General features: G+C 72.2%; 7 protein-coding genes and 1 pseudogene. 2 read left to right on the top strand and 6 right to left on the bottom strand.

The annotated features are described in order from the left end of the window. Nucleotides 1-11: 11 nt before the first annotated feature. Nucleotides 12-5,309 (bottom strand): alpha-2-macroglobulin family protein, encoded by a 5,298-nt coding sequence (locus MFF64_RS12755; protein WP_238191058.1) that lies wholly within the window; start codon nt 5,307-5,309, stop codon nt 12-14. A gap of 246 nt (nt 5,310-5,555) precedes the next feature. Here MFF64_RS12755 and MFF64_RS12750 point away from each other — a divergent pair, with 246 nt between their 5' ends. Next, nucleotides 5,556-6,995 (top strand): peptidoglycan-binding protein, encoded by a 1,440-nt coding sequence (locus MFF64_RS12750; protein ID WP_165795870.1) that lies wholly within the window; start codon nt 5,556-5,558, stop codon nt 6,993-6,995. A gap of 339 nt (nt 6,996-7,334) precedes the next feature. Beyond that, nucleotides 7,335-7,883: pseudogene (locus tag MFF64_RS12745) on the top strand (IS630 family transposase); the annotation flags it as partial. A 479-nt stretch (nt 7,884-8,362) separates the two neighbouring features. Here the strand turns inward: MFF64_RS12745 and MFF64_RS12740 are convergent. The 5 genes from MFF64_RS12740 to MFF64_RS12720 form a co-directional block, all read right to left on the bottom strand. Continuing rightward, nucleotides 8,363-9,814, bottom strand: a complete 1,452-nt coding sequence (locus tag MFF64_RS12740) for a M81 family metallopeptidase (protein ID WP_099908000.1) — start codon at nt 9,812-9,814, stop codon at nt 8,363-8,365. A gap of 237 nt (nt 9,815-10,051) precedes the next feature. Continuing rightward, complete coding sequence (locus MFF64_RS12735) at nt 10,052-11,527, bottom strand: amidase (protein ID WP_099908002.1); 1,476 nt, start codon at nt 11,525-11,527, stop codon at nt 10,052-10,054. 103 nt (nt 11,528-11,630) lie between these two features. After that, a complete protein-coding gene (locus MFF64_RS12730; RefSeq protein ID WP_099908004.1) occupies nt 11,631-13,274 on the bottom strand; it encodes an ABC transporter ATP-binding protein in 1,644 nt (547 codons plus the stop codon). Further along, the gene (locus MFF64_RS12725) at nt 13,271-14,197 is read right to left on the bottom strand and encodes an ABC transporter permease (RefSeq protein ID WP_238191056.1); all 927 of its coding nucleotides are present in this window, start codon (nt 14,195-14,197) and stop codon (nt 13,271-13,273) included. The genes MFF64_RS12730 and MFF64_RS12725 overlap by 4 nt, the downstream gene beginning before the upstream one ends. Then, nucleotides 14,194-15,135, bottom strand: a complete 942-nt coding sequence (locus MFF64_RS12720) for an ABC transporter permease (protein ID WP_238191053.1) — start codon at nt 15,133-15,135, stop codon at nt 14,194-14,196. The genes MFF64_RS12725 and MFF64_RS12720 overlap by 4 nt, the downstream gene beginning before the upstream one ends. Between the last annotated feature and the right edge of the window lie 5 nt (nt 15,136-15,140).

Genomic DNA, 15,140 nt, shown 5'->3' with positions numbered 1-15,140 from the left:
TCGGTCACCTCCTACCGCGCCGCACCCACCTCCAGCGTCCCGAACGCCGTGCGCCCGTAGCGCTCCGGCCGGTACATGTCCTCGATCGTCGCCGCCGGGTGGACGTAGCGGCCGGGCGTCACCGCCCGCACCGTGTAGGCGACGCTGAAGAAGGCGGATTGGCTGGGATCCCGGTCGTAGGCCGCCACGAAGCGGTCGTCGCGGAACTCGGTGTGGGTGGGCTTCACGTCCGACTTCGCCCAGGCGAGGCCGGCGGTCGCGTCGGCGTCGAGGAGCTTCGGGTTGTCGATCTCGAGCCCGGCCGGCAGGCGGTCGACGAGGAGCAGGCGGCCGGCGCTGGCCTTGGCCTCGGTCACCTTCAGCACCACCACCAGACGATCGTTCTGGCGCAAGGCGGCGAGATCGGCCGGGCTGCCGTCGAGGCGGTGGTAGCTGCGCTCGAGCGTGTAGCCCTTCGCGTCCGCCGGCTCCGGCACCGCCGGATTGCCCGAGACGCCGAGGGCGAGCTGCACCGGGGCGGTGCCGCGATTCGTCACCGTCGCCGGCTTCGCCGCCAGGGCGGCGCCCGGGAACGTGCGGTAGAGCGTCCCCGGAACCGGTGTGCCGTCGAGGGCGAGCGATGGCGCATCCTTGCCCGCGTCCTTGCCCGCGTCCTTGGCGAGCTCGGCCGCCGCCAGCACCATCCAGGCCTGTTCCTGGGTGCTGGTCGGACGGCCGGACTCGCGCTCCTCGCCCACCACCGTGCCGAGGGAGCCGAGGGCGTCCCGCGCCACCCCGGTCTCGGCGGCCAGCGCGATCAGCCCGGCGCCGTCGCGCAGGCGCGAGCCGTAATCGGCCCGGTAGGCGCCGCTGTCGCGCTCGGCCCGGAGCGCCGCCACGGCGGCCTCGAAGGCGGTGCGGGCCCGGGCCCGGTCGCCGAGGAGCGCCAGGCCTGCGGCGATCTGGCCGCGGGCGAGCGGTGTCGCGAAGGAGGCGAGCTTGGTATCGGCGAGGTAGCGCAGGTCGCCCATCACCGGCCGGCCGTTGCGGGCGAGCACGTAGGCCGCGTAGGCGAGGTCGAGGCCGCCATCGGTGACCTCGTTGGCGTTCGCCACGCTGTTGCGCAGCCGGTCGAGGGCGAGGGAGAGCGCGGTCGGCGGCACGGAGAAGCCGCGCTCCCGTGCCCGGGTCAGGAAGTCGGTCGCGTAGGCGGTGAGCCACAGATCCTCGGCGTTGCCCGCCGACCACAGCCCGAAGGCGCCGCTCGCATCCTGGCGGGACAGCACCCGGTCGATGGCGCCCCGCACCCGCTCGTCGGCGCTGCCGTCGAGGCCGAGCTGGGCGAGTGCCGCCAGGCGGTTGACCGAGAGGAGCGGCAGGGCCCGGCTCACCACCTGCTCGGTGCAGCCATACGGATAGCGGTCGAGGGCCTGGAGCAGGGCCGGCACGTCGATGCCCCCGAAGGGCGAGGCCGCCAGCGTGACGGAACCGGTGCCCGGGATCACGTCGGCGAGGAGGTCGTTCGACACGGTCAGGCTCGCGCCGGGCGCGAGGGTGCGGACCTCGCGGCGCAGCAGCGCCCCTGTGCCGGGCTGGATCCCCAGGGCGAAGCTCTGGCCGGCGGGCTCGGAGAGCCCCGGGCCGGTCAGCCGAAGGTCGATGCGGGCGAGGCCCGGGCCGGCGGCGGTGAGCGGGATCTCGACCGCGCCGCGCCCACCGGATTCCAGGCGCAAGGTGCGGCTGAGCGCGCCGGCCGGCACCAGGACCGGCCCGGCGAGGTCGACATCGACCGCGTAGTCGCCGGCCTGCCCCTCGACGTTGTCCAGGGCGACGTGCAGGCGCGAGCGGTCGCCGACGTCGAGGAACCGGGGCAGGGTGCCGCTCGCCACCACCGGATCGCGGATCACCACGTCGGCCGAGGCCGCCCCGACCCGCGCCGCGCTCCAGGCCGTCACCATCACCCGGGCGGTGCCGTTGAAGGCGGGCAGGGGGAAGCTCACCTCGGCTCGGCCGTCCCGCCCGACCGTGACGACGCCCGAGTACCGCGCGAGGGGCTCCTGCGCCGGCGGCGCGCCCTCCAGCTCCGCCCCGCCGGCATCGCCGCCGGATCGGATCGCGCCGAGCGTGCCCTGCATGCCGTCGATCAGGTAGCCGTAGAGGTCGCGGATCTCGGCCGAGAGCGCCTTCTGGCCGAAGAAGAACCCGAACGGGTCCGGGTTGGCGTAGCGGGTGAGGTTCAGGATGCCGACATCGACCGCCGCCACGGTCACCCGCGCCTCCTCGCCGGCGTTCAGCCCCGCGACGCGGATCGGCAGGCGCAGCTCGCCCCGTGGCCGGACCTTCGCCGGAGCGTCCACGGTGACGCCGAGGGTGCGGGCGTCGCGGTCGATCCCGAACCAGGCGAGGCCCATCGCCCGGCCCGGCAGGCGCTTGGCCGCCTGGTCGAGGGGCCGGTAGGCGGTGGCGACGAGGTAGGCGCCCGCGCCCCAATCCGGCCTCACCGGGATCTCGACGGTGGCGCCGTTCGCCGGCAGGTCGAGGGTGCGGATCTCGTGCACCCGGTCGCTCACCACCGCGACGGTGGCGGTGCCGGCAAAGCGCGGGCGCAAGCTTGCCTTCAGCGTGTCGCCCGACGCGTAGGCGTCGCGGTCGAGGGTGAGGTCGAGGAGGTCGGGCGCGTCGGCGCTCTCCGATCCGCTCCAGCCGACGTTGAACGACAGGCTCGCCGCCTCGAAGCCGGGGGCCCGCACCTCCAGGCGATAGTTGCCGAGCTCGACCGGCATCGCAACCCTGGCCGGCGCACCGGCCTCCAGCGCGACGCGGCCATTGGCGACCTTGGCGGTGGTCTTGACCGGCTCGTAGGACCAGCGCCCGTCGGCCCGGTACCATTGATAGCGCCGGTCGACCCGCAGCAGGGTCCAGGTCGCTTCGCCCGCGAGCCGCGTGCCGTCGGGCCGCGCCGCCGCCACCTCGAAACTCGCGGTCGCGCCCTCGCGCAGCTCGCCGAAGGTCTTGCGGATTCCGATCACCGGGCCGGCCGGCAGGATCGGCAGGGTCAGGCTGCGCTGCACCGCCCGGCCGCCCGGCTCGCCGACCTGGAGCGAGACCTTGGCCTCGAACGGCCGCGGCCCGCTGACCCCCGGCACTGGCGCCCGCACGGTGGCGCGGCCTTGCGCGTCGGTGGTGACGGCGGTGTCCAGCTCCGCCGTCGCCGGCTCGACGCGCTCGTCGTCGAGGCCGGTGGAGAAGTCCTCGAAGCCCTTGATGCCGCTGCGGGCGGCCGGCTGCACCGCCACCGTGCCGCCGACGCTCAAGCCCGCCCCCGGGGCGCCGTACAGGTAGCGCGCCGCGACCGCGACCGTCGCGGGCTCGCCCGGTTTCAAGGCGGCCTCGGCCGGCGTCAGGGTCACGTCCAGGCGCTCCGGCACGTAGTCCTCGACGAGGAACGTCGCCTCGCCGACCGACGGCGCCTTCGGGTCGGTATAGGCCGTGACCCGCCAGGTCCCGGCCTGGGCCCCGGGCAGGAGCGGCAGGGAGAAGGCGCGGCCGCCCAAGCCCGCATCGGGCACCTGCGCCCGGCGATACTCGACCCCGTCCGGGCGCCTGGCCACCAGGGTCAGGGGCAGGGTCGGGATCGCCGCGCCCTTGGCGTCGCGCAGGAGCGCGGTGAGCTGTACCGTCTCGCCGGAGCGGTAGACCCCGCGCTCGGGAAACAGGTAGGCCTCCGCCCCGCCCGGCGCCGGCCGGCCCTTCACGCCGCGATCGGCGAGGTCGAAGGCGCTCAGGGACAGGTCGAGGAAGCCGTAATCGTCGCCGAGGCGCGCCACCACCAGGCTCGGCGCCGCACCGCCCTCGCCGCGGGCGAGCCCGGGATCGAAGGCGGCGTGGCCTTGCCCGTCGGTGCTGCGGGTCGCCAGCACCTCGTTGTTGCGCGCGACGAGCCGGATCTCCGCCCCCTTCAGCACGGAAGCCGAGGCGAGGGAGCGGGCGAGGACGTGAATCCCGTCCCGGCCCTTGAAGGCGGTGAGCCCGAGGTCGGAGACCACGAACCACTGCGTCGCCTCGCTCTCGTAGCCGCCCTCCTCGTCGGCCAGCGAGGCGCTGCCGCTCGGCCGCGCCGTCATCACGTAGAGGCCGGGCTCGATCTTGCCGACCGCCTGGAGCACCGGGAAGGCCGTCACCGCCTCACGGTTGATCTCCGCAGGCGCCGTGTCGAGCGTCCCCTTCCAGACCTGGACACCGCGCTCGCGGGCGATGGTGCGGAGGCCGGAGCCGGAGAGCTGCGACAGGAACTCGTCGGTGCGCAGGGCCGGCAGCAGCCCGCGGTCGCCGATGCGCACGACCTCGACGTCGAGTTTCGGTGCGTTGACCGAGACCAGCGGCACGCCCGCCTGGCCGGTGCGGGGCAGCACGTAGTTGCGGCCGGTGAAGCGCGCCTGAGGGCTGCGGTCGCGGACGTAGATCTCGTAATCGGCCGCCTTGCGGAGAGACTCGCCCACGCTGGAGGGCAGGCCCTGGCGCAGCACCACCCCGTAGCGCTCGCCGTGGCGCAGGCCGTCGACGCAGACCTGCTGGCCTTGCGCGGTCACGGCCGTGCCGGCGGCGCCCGAGACGGCGACGAAGGGCGCCACGTCCGCCTTCGGGTCGACCGCCTCCGAGAGAGTGAAGCAGGCCCGCGGGGCGGGTGCGTCGGAATCGACCTTGTAGTCGAGCACCCGGAAGCCGTGCGCGTCGCGCAAGGCCTCGTAGGTCTTGGCGATCTCCGCATCGCCCGCGAGCGCGAGGCTCGCCGCGTAGGCTTCCAGCGCCGGGCGCCAGCTCTCCTGCTTGGCCAGGACCGCGCCGAGGAGCGCCAGTGCCCGCGCCTCGTCGGCCGGGGCGACGGCTCGCTGATAGGCCAGGTAGGCGCCGGCCCGGGCCTCCGCCTTCAGCTTCTGGTTGGCGTCGTAATCGTCGTTCTCGGCATCGCCGGCGGTCTCCGCCAGGGCGTACCAGTTGCGCCACTCCGCCGGATCGGCCGATGCGGCGCGGCGAGAGGCGGCGAGCGCCCCGTCGGTCTCGTCCTTGGCCTTCAGGGCCTCGGCCTCCCGGCGCCACTGCGCGGCGGATTTCCCGCTCGCGCCGCCCTCCTCCTTCACCCGCGCCTCGAGCCGCACCGCCTCGCTGGCGAGGGTCTGACGCACGAAGCTCTTGGGCTTTGTCGTCGGCTGCACCAGGGCGGCGCGGCGGGGCGCCGGGTTCGGGGGCTGCTGGGCCTCGGCGCCGGGGAGCAGGGCCAGGAGGCCGGCCAGGCCGACGGCGACGCGACCGACTCGTGTGATGAGCGACATGTCCGGCCTCGCAGCGATTCCCCGCGCGGGCGGAGCCTAAGCAGCGCCCGGTCGCGGTGCAATCCGACGTCGCCCCGGAGCGATCGATTTCGCCCCCGTCCTGCACCGACCCGACCTGCACCGACTCGTCTTGCACGTCGGTGCGGACGCGGTTCGGTCAGCCCCGGATCCGGCACGACGCGGAACGCGCCTGGAAGTCCGGCCCCGCCTCTGCCAAGGTCTGGCGCCGTTCTTCGGAGAGTTCCGATGCCGCGACCCGCCCGCCTGCTCGCCGCCGGCCTGCTGCCGCTCCTCGCCTGCGGCGGCCTCGCACCGGCGGCCATCGCGCAGATGCCCGGCCCCTCTGCGCCCGGCTCGGGCGCGCCCGCCGCGAAGGGGCCAGCACCCCGCCCCGCGGCCCCGGCCACGCCCGACCCCGCCTTCGAGGCCGCCCGCGCCGCCTTCGAGGCGCGGCCCGAGGCGGAGCGCAGGGCGGTGCAGGACGCCCTGGTCTGGGCGGGCAGCTACAACAGCGTCGTCACCGGCGCCTTCGGCCGGCGCACATACGAGGCGATCAGCGCCTGGCAGGTGAAGGAAGGAGGCAAGCCCGGGGGCGCCGCCGCGACCGGGATCCTGGACGACCCCGCCCGTGCCGCCCTGCTGGCCGCCGGCGAAGCGGCGCGTCGGGCGGCCCGGTTCACCGCGGCGCCGGACCCCGCCACCGGCCTCGTCATCGGCGTGCCGGAGCGACTGCTGTCGAGGCGCAGCCGGATTGCCGGCGGCACCCGCTGGCAGAGCACCGACGGGCGCGTCACCCTCGACACCAAGGCCTACGCCCCCGGCGAGACCGATCTCGACGCCCTGTTCGCGCAGAGTGCCGCGACGACGCCCGAGCGCAAGGTGACCTATTCCCTCAAGCGCCCGGACTTCACGGTCGTCACCGGCGAGACGCCGTCGGGCAAGTTCTACATCCGCCACGCCGCCGGTCCCGCGGGCGTGCGCGGCTTCACCCTCTCCTACGACAAGGCCTCGTCCCGGGAGATGGACCGGCTGGTGATCGCGGTCGCCAACAGCTTCGTGCCCTTCCCGGGCGAAGCCCCGATGCCGCCGCCGCCGCGTCCGGCCGCGACGGTGCCGGACCCGATTGCGCCGGCGGCCGGACCTGCGACCGTCACCGGCCTCGTCGCCGGCCCCCGCCGGATCGTCGCGGTGCTGCCCGGCTCCTGTCCGGCCCCCCGTGTGGCCGGCGAGCCGGCCCGGGTACTGCGGCGCGACGAATCCAGCGGTCTCGCGCTCCTCGACGGCGCCACCCCACCCGGACCCTCTCCCGTCCTCGCGCCGGCTCCGGCCACCCCGGGAGAGGCCACGATCGTGCTCGCGGCGGGTGTGGATGGCCCGACCGTGACGACCGGCGAGGTCGCGGCAGCCGGCCTCATCGCCCCGCTCCAGCCCGGCGCCGTCGGTGCCCCTGTCCTCGATCGCTCCGGCCGCCTCCTCGGCCTCGTCGCCCGCCTGCCGGCACAACCCCGCCTCGTCGCCGGCGTGCTGCCGCCGCTCACCCATCCGCTCGTGGGCCTCGCGGCGCTCAAGGCCTTCCTCGGCCCGGAGGCCTCGACAGCGCCCGCCGGCGGCACCCCGCCGCTCACCGTCGGGACGATCGCCGGGCGCTTCGCCGGGGCGGTGGTGGGGGTGCGGTGCGGCGGGTGACGGTTCACCGACGGTCTTCGAGCCCGGGACGGCGATCACCGGATCGCCCCGCCGACGCGCTGCATGACGGCGGCGTGCCGACCCCGTTCGGATACGACACGGCCCCCGATGCTGAACCACCCGAGACGGCGGCGCGGCGGCGGCGCGGCGCTACGCTTCGGTCTCGGAGAGACGGGGGCAGACGATGCGGTGCTTGATCCTGGGTGTTCTGGCTCTCGTAGTGGCCACGGAAGCGGCGCAGGCCGTCCCTCTGGGATTGCCCGGTTTTTGATACTGCTGGCGAATGCAGCAGCTCAGGTCGCTTGGCTGGTGAGGCGAGCGAAGGGTGATCGTCGGGTCGCCCTGGTGCCGTGCGTAGACGAGAAGTCCCAGGTTCAGGCGCTCGACCGCACGCAGCCGCTACTCCCGCTGCGGCCCGGACGGGCCGAGCGGCGCACCCACGACTATGCCCGGCATGGCACCACCAGCTTGTTTGCCGCCCTCGATGTGCAGGCTGGGACGGTGATCGGGCAGTGCTACCCGCGTCACCGCGCCAGCGAGTTCCGCTGCTTCCTGGATGAGATCGAAGCCGCGGTGCCGGCTGACCTCGACGTGCATCTGGTGCTCGCCAACTCGGCGACGCACAAGACCAAGCTGATCCGCGACTGGCTGGCGAAGCGCCCGCACTATCACGTGCACGTCACCCCAACCTCCGCCTCGTGGATCAACCAGGTCGAACGATGGTTCGGCCTGCTGACGGAGCGTGCGATCCGACGTGGCGTCCATTGCTCCGTCGCCGAGCTTGAGCGCGACATTCGCGCCTTCATCGAGGCGACGAACGCCGACCCCAAGCCGTTCCGATGGGTGAAGTCGGCCGACGCCATCCTGGCCAGCGTCAAACGCTTCTGCCTGGGAGCACTCGAAGCTGAGCCAGAGCCAACGTCTCTGCCACAAACTTCAAACGCAGGACACCAGCGGCCGGAATCGTCGCTCCTCGTCCGGACGACGGTGAATCGCCCTTGCGCGATCGGTCCTTTCGGTCATCATACACGCAATACTGGCGCAACAAACCTCCGCCACTATGGGGGCTGGAAGGTAGCGTACCGCATTTGTCTCTTATTTGATGTATTAGGCGTGCATCATTCTGATGAGACAGATCCGTTTCCGTGCTGTAGCGGGTGGCGTAGACGTAACGGTTTTCTCTGTATCGAGAAGGGTCAACGCGATGACGGTTCAGGCACGGCGCATGTTCGACTTCTCGGAGAGCGCCACGACCGCGTCCAGTGAGGAGATCCGGGCGCATGTCAGGGCGCAACTCGATAAACTCGTCTCTGCCCTGAAGCCGGAGGGGGTTCGACTCGACGCGGCGTAAGCCCCGCCCCCGCCCGTCAGAAGGGATCGGCGACGATCGGCCAGAGCGGGCGGGCGGCCTTCGGCAGGGACAGGCGCGCGAAATCGGGATTGGCGCTGCCCGGCACGGCGACATGGAGGATGCGGTCGGCCCGCGGGGCGAAGCCGGCATTGAAGTGCTGCGCCGACTTGACGAACACGGTGGCGTAGTCGGTCAGGCGCGGGCCGAACTGCTCGAACACGCTCGGCTGAAAGACCTGGGTGCGCAAGGCATTGAGCACGATGTGCAGGCCCCCCACCTCGACCATCACGCAATCGCCCATCGGCTGCTTGCCGTTGCCGTAGGTCTGGACCGCGTCGGGCACGATACCGACGACGCGCACCGTGAGGTCGACGGGATCGCCCGACATCGGCCCGGTCTTCCCGCCGATGCGCAGGGCCAAGTGCGCGCCGGCGCCGGCCTCGCGGCAGAGCCGGACCGCGACCGGATCCCAGAAGCTGCCGATGGCGCAAGCCGTCGCGCCGGCCTCGACCAGGGCGCGCAGCAGGAAGGTCGAATCACTCGCCGAGCCCGCCCCGGCATTGTCGGAGACGTCGGCGAGCACCGTCACGCCTGCCGGGGGCTCGAGCGCCACCCGCACCGCCTCGTCGAGGCTCAGCAGCCGGTCGGTGGTGGCCTCGCGCATCTCCCACAACTCGCGGGCCAGAGCCTCGGCTTTGCGGCGGGCCAAGTCCGGGTCGCCGTCGGTGACCGCCACCACCTTGGCGCCGACATCCGGGATGTCGGCCCAGGGGAAGCCGTGGGCCAGCGACAGGGAGAGGATCCCGTCCCGCCCCTCCGCCGCGCTCATCCGGTCGACGAAGCCGCGGGTGGGCTGGTTCGGCGTGCGCCACACCGCCAGCATCCGGCAATCGGCGACGGCGATGGTCGGCCGGGTCCGCCCGGCCCGAGCGTCGTCGCAGAGGCGGAAAAGGTCGCGCGCCCGGTCGTCGACGTCGATATGCGGGTACTCCTTGTAGGTGAGCAGCACGTCGGCGGCTGCGACGATCCGGTCGGTCAGATGGCAATGCAGGTCGAGCTCGACCCCGATCGTTGCCGCGCTTCCTAAGATCTCCCGGGCCGCGGCGACGAGCTCGCCCTCGCAATCGTCCTCGGTCTCGGCGATCATCGCGCCGTGGAGGTTGAACAGAGCGATGTCGACCGGGCCGGCGGCGCGGAGGTCGGCCAGGATGCGGTCGCGCAGCTCCACCCAGACGTCCTGGCGCGTCGGCCCGCCGGGCGGCGCGAAGGCCGCCAGGCTCTCGACGACCTCGTAACCGGCGGCTTCGCCCATCTCGCGCCAGACCTTGAGCGGCCCGGCGAACCAGTGGTCGGAGCGGCCGGAGGCGCCGGTCTCGACGTAGAGGTCGTCCAGGAAGGCCGCGCGCCCGGTCGGGATCGGCGAGAAGGTGTTGGTCTCGGTGCCGAGCGCGGCGATGAAGAGCTTCACGGGTGGTTCTCCTCTGGGGGATGTCTTGAAGAAGAGCGCCGGATCGAACCGGCGCACCTCATGCTCTCCGCGTCATCCCGGAGCTTGCCGAGGGCGAGATCCCGGGATCCGGAACCGACGCGATCGGATTCATCGTGCACCTCATGCAGTGCTGGATTCCGGGCTCCGCTTCCGCGGCCCGGACTGACATGAAGCGTGCCAACCCTGTCGAGCCCGTCGAATGGACTCTCCCGGACCTCAGGCCGCCGTCACATGCACCCCCGGCCGCCGACCATCGTTCCACTTCCCCCCGATCGCCCTCTCTACCTGCGCGGCGAGCTGCAGCAGCAGGCCGTCCTGGCCCTGGCGCGCCTGGGCCTGGATGCCGAGCGGCAGGCCGTGCTCGTTCCACGCCAGCGGCATCGAGAGCGCCGGGATGCCGCACAGGTTGGCGAGCGGCGTGTAGGCGAAGTTGCGCCACAGGTTCTCGAACCAGCCATGGACCGACGGGTTGTCGCTGATCGTCAGGTACTCGGTCGTGCCGACGCGCGGCGTCGGCAGGGCGGTGATCGGCGTCAGGATGATGTCCCACTCCGCGAAGAAGGCGCCGAAGCCGCGGGCGGTGGTGTTGAACGCCGCCTGCATCGCCGCGCGCTCGGTATAGGTCGCGTGACGTCCCGCCTCCCAGATCCGGATGTTCATCGGCTCGATGAGGTCCTCGGGCGGCCGCTCGAGACCCTTGGCGGCGATCAGCCCGTTGATGGTCTGGGCGAAGTTGGTGATGTAGCAGGTGGTCTGGGCCCGGAAGGCGGCGGGCAGGTCGACGTCCGGCAGGGCCCAGTCGACGTGATGGCCGAGGCCCTCGAGGAAGCGCCCGATCCGCTCCAGCTCGGCGACGTGGTGGGGCACGGCGCGATACTCGCCCCATTCGTGCGACAGCGCGATGCGCAAGGAGCCCGGGTCGCGCCCGATCAGCGTCGCGTAGGGTTCGGGGGCGGTCCAGTACGGCATGAACTCGCCGGGTGCCCCGCCGCGGCACACGTCGACGAAGGTGGCGGTGTCGCGCACGGTCCGCGACTGGCAGCCCTGGATCGACACGATGCTGGTGAGGTCGGACCCGTAGGGCGCGATCGAGAACACGCCGCGGGAGGGTTTGAGCCCGAGATTGCCGTTCACGCCCGCCGGGATGCGGATCGAGCCGCCGCCATCGGTACTATGCGCCATCGGCACCACGCCCGACGCCACCGCGGCCGCCGAGCCGGCCGAGGAGCCGCAGGTGGTGTAGTCGAGGTTCCAGGGATTGCGGGTGACGTAGACCGCCGGGTTCTCGGCCGAGCTGCACACGCCGAATTCCGGCGTGGTGGTGCGGCCGACGAGGTTGAGCCCGGCTTGCCGCATCTTGCCCGTGAGATGGCTGTCGCTGTCGGCGCGGTTGCCGCGCATCAGGAGCGAGCCCATCTCCTGCAACCGACCCTTCAGGGTCGGCCCGAGGTCCTTCATCAGGAACGGCACGCCCGCGAAGGCACCGTCGAGGTTGGTGCCGTCCCGGGCCGGATCCGCGATCGCGTCATCGAACAGCTCGATCACGGCGCTCGTCGCCGGATTCGTCAGCGCCACCCCGGCCGCCGCCTGGGCGGCGAGCTCGGCCGCCGTCACCTCCCCGGCGCGCACCCGCGCGGCGAGCGCGCAGGCATCGTGCTGCGCCCATTCCTCCCAAGTCATGGCGAGGGTCATCGTACTGGTCCTGCTGTGATTACAGATACTGATTCAAGACAATGCGCGTTCCCCTCTCCCATGTGGGAGAGGGGATCCCGCGATTCATCTGTATTGGCTTTCATCAGGCGGAAGCCGCTTCCTGAACTTGGCCCGCCCCCCGCCCGAACTCACGTCCCGGCGCCGCCTCGATCAAGGCGCGCGTGTAGGCAGCATCCGGCCGGGCGAAGACCTCCGCCGTCGGGCCCTGCTCGACGATCCGGCCGCGCTGCATCACGATCAGCCGGTCGCAGATCTGCGCCGCCACCCGCAGATCGTGGGTGATGAACAGGATGGCGAGGTCGAAGCGCCGCTGCACGTCGTCGAGCAGGGCCAGCACCTGGCGCTGCACCGAGACGTCGAGGGCCGAGACCGCCTCGTCGGCGATCAGGATCTCGGGCTCCATTGCGAGCGCCCGGGCGAGGGCGATGCGCTGGCGCTGGCCGCCGGAGAACTGGTGCGGGTAGCGGGCGAGTGCAGACGGATCGAGGCCGACGAGGCCCATCAGCTCGCGGGCCCGCGCCGTCGCGGCCTCCGGCGTGGCGCCGAAATTCACCGGCCCCTCGATGATCGAGTTGCCGACGGTGCGGCGCGGGTTGAGGGAGCGGAACGGGTCCTGGAACACCACCTGGATCGTCCGGCGCAGCGGCCGGAGCCGGCGCTCGGGCAGGCGGGCGATGTCCCGATCGCCGACCATGATCTGCCCCGCGCTCGGGGCGATCAGCCGGGCGATGCAGCGCGCGACCGTGGACTTGCCCGAGCCCGATTCGCCGACGATGCCGACCGTCTCGCCGCGATGGATCCTGATTGCCACGTCGGCGGCGGCGTGGACCTCTCTCGCCTTCTTGAACAGACCGCCGCTGCGATAGGTCTTGGCGAGGCCCGCGGTCTCGAGCGCCAGCGCTCCGGTCACCGGAGGCCGCCGGGCGGGCGTCATCGTCGGCACCGCGGCGATCAGCATCTTGGTGTAGGGGTGCTCCGGGTTGCCGAGTACCTGAGCCGCCGGCCCCTGCTCGACGATGCGGCCGCGCTGCATCACCACCACCCGGTCGGCGATCTCGGCCACCACCCCGAAATCGTGGGTGATGAACAGGACGCCGGTGCCTCGGCGCTCCTGCATCTCGCGGATGAGCTTCAGGATCTGGGCCTGCGTGGTGACGTCGAGCGCCGTCGTCGGCTCGTCGGCGATGAGCAGGGCCGGGTCGAGGATCAGGGCCGCGGCGATCATCACCCGCTGGCGCTGGCCGCCGGAGAGCTGGTGCGGGTAGGAGGCGTGCATCCGCTCGGGGTCGGGCAGATGCATGGCCTCCAGCATCGCCAGCACCTTGGCGCGGCGCTCCTTGGGCCCGAGGTCGGTGTGGATGCGCAGGACCTCCTCGATCTGGTCGCCGACGGTCAGCACCGGGTTCAGCGCCGTCATCGGCTCCTGGAAGATCATCGCCATCCGGTCGCCGCGAAGCGCCCGCAGGCGCTGCGGGCTCGCCGTCAGGATGTCCTCGCCGAGCAGCCGGATCGACCCGGCGACCGGCTTCAGCACCTTCGCGAGGAGCCCCATCACCGAGAAGGCGGTGACCGACTTGCCCGAGCCGGATTCGCCGACGACGCAGACGATCTCGCCGGGGGCGACCGCGAAGGAGACGCCGTCGACGGCGCGAAGCCGGTCGCCGCCGCCCGGGAGCGCGATGGCGAGGTTCTCGACTTCGAGGACGGGGGCGGTGGCGTCGCTCATCGGCCGGTCATCTTCGGATCGAGGGTGTCGCGCAGGCCGTCGCCCAGCATGTTCACGGCGAGCACCGTCAGGCCGAGGAAGATCCCCGGATACAGGATGTTGTGGGGGTAGACCCGGAACAGGTTGCGGCCCTCCGCCATGATGTTGCCCCAGCTCGGCGTCTCCGGCGGGATGCCGATGCCCAGGAAGGACAGGACGGCCTCGACCAGGATCGCCGAGGCGGCGATGAAGGTGCCCTGCACGATCAGCGGCGCGACGGTGTTGGGCAGGATGTGGCGCGCCATCAGCAGCGGGAGGCGGGTGCCGGCCATGATCGCGGCCTCGACATAGGGCTCCTCCCGCACCGAGAGCACGATCGAGCGCACCAGCCGCACCACCCGGGGGATCTCCGGCACCACGATTGCCGCGATGACCGCCGGGAGCCCGGCCCGGAACAGCGACACCACCGCGATGGCGAGCAGGATGCCGGGAATCGCCATCAGCCCGTCCATCAGCCGCATGATCGGCCCGTCGAGGGGGCGGATGTACCCGGCCACCAGCCCGAGCAGGAGGCCGATGGCGAGCGACAGGGCCGCCACCGACACGGCGATCAGGAGCGAGATCCGGGCGCCGTAGAGCACCCGGCTGTAGACGTCGCGCCCGAGGCTGTCGGTGCCCATCCGGTGGCGGTAGGTCGTGGTCGTGCCGTCCTCGGCCCGGATCGTGCGCTCGAAGCCTGGCGGGCGGTTGCGGGTGGCCGGGTTGATCGCGGTCGGATCCAGGGTGCCGAGGACCGGCGCGAGGGCGCCGACCAGCGCCATCAGCAGCAGGAAGCCGGCGCCCAGGGCCACGACGGGGTTGCGCAGGAGGCGGGCGGCGAGCGTCCTTCCCAGGGGCAGGGGCGCCGCGACGGCGGGCGCCAGCAGGGTCGGCTCGGCACTCAATGACGAATCCTCGGGTCGAACAGGCTGTAGGTCAGGTCGATCAGGAGGTTGATGAGGACGTAGACGCCCGAGAACATGAGGATCAGCGCCTGGATCGTCGGATAGTCGCGGGCCAGCACCGCATCGACGGTAAGGCGGCCGAGGCCGGGAATCGCGAAGACGCTCTCGGTCACCACCACGCCGCCGATCAGCAGCGCGATGCCGATGCCGACCACGGTGACGATCGGCACCGCGGCGTTCTTCAGCGCGTGGCGGAAGAGGATCTTGCGCTCGACCTGGCCCTTGGCCCGGGCGGTGCGGATGTAATCCTCGTTCAGCACCTCCAGCACGCTCGCCCGGGTCATCCGGGCGATGAGCGCGATGTAGACGACCGACAGGGTCAGCGAGGGCAGGACCAGCCGGTGCAGGTAGCCACCGAGGCCCCCGGAGAGCGGCTGGTAGCCCTGGACCGGGAACCAGCCGAGCGTGATCGCGAAGATGTAGATCAGGAGGTAGCCGATCACGAAGACCGGCACCGAGAAGCCGAGCACCGAGACGCCCATCACGATCCGGTCGAGCCAGGAGCCGTGGCGGTAGGCCGCCACGACCCCGAGCGGGATCGCCAGACAGACCGCGATCAGCATCGTGGCGGCCGCGAGCGACAGGGTCGGCTCGATCCGCCCGAGGATCAGCTCGCCGATGCTCTTCTTGAAGAAGAACGACTCGCCGAGATTGCCCGTCGCCAAGTTGCCGATCCAGATCGCGAACTGCGCCGGCAGCGGCTGGTCGAGGCCGAGCTTGCTGCGGACCTGGGCGATCTGCTCGCTCGAGGCGTTGTCTCCGGCGATCACCGCCGCCGGGTCGCCGGGGGTGAGCCGCAGCATCAGGAAGACCAGCACCGCGACGATCGCCAGGACCGGGATGGCGGCGAGGAGCCGCCGCAGGACGTAGCCGAGCATGGCCC

The sequence above is a fragment of the Methylobacterium frigidaeris genome, assembly GCF_022179185.1.
Classification (GTDB): Bacteria; Pseudomonadota; Alphaproteobacteria; order Rhizobiales; family Beijerinckiaceae; genus Methylobacterium; species Methylobacterium frigidaeris.
This window is presented reverse-complemented; position numbering and strand designations above follow the sequence as displayed.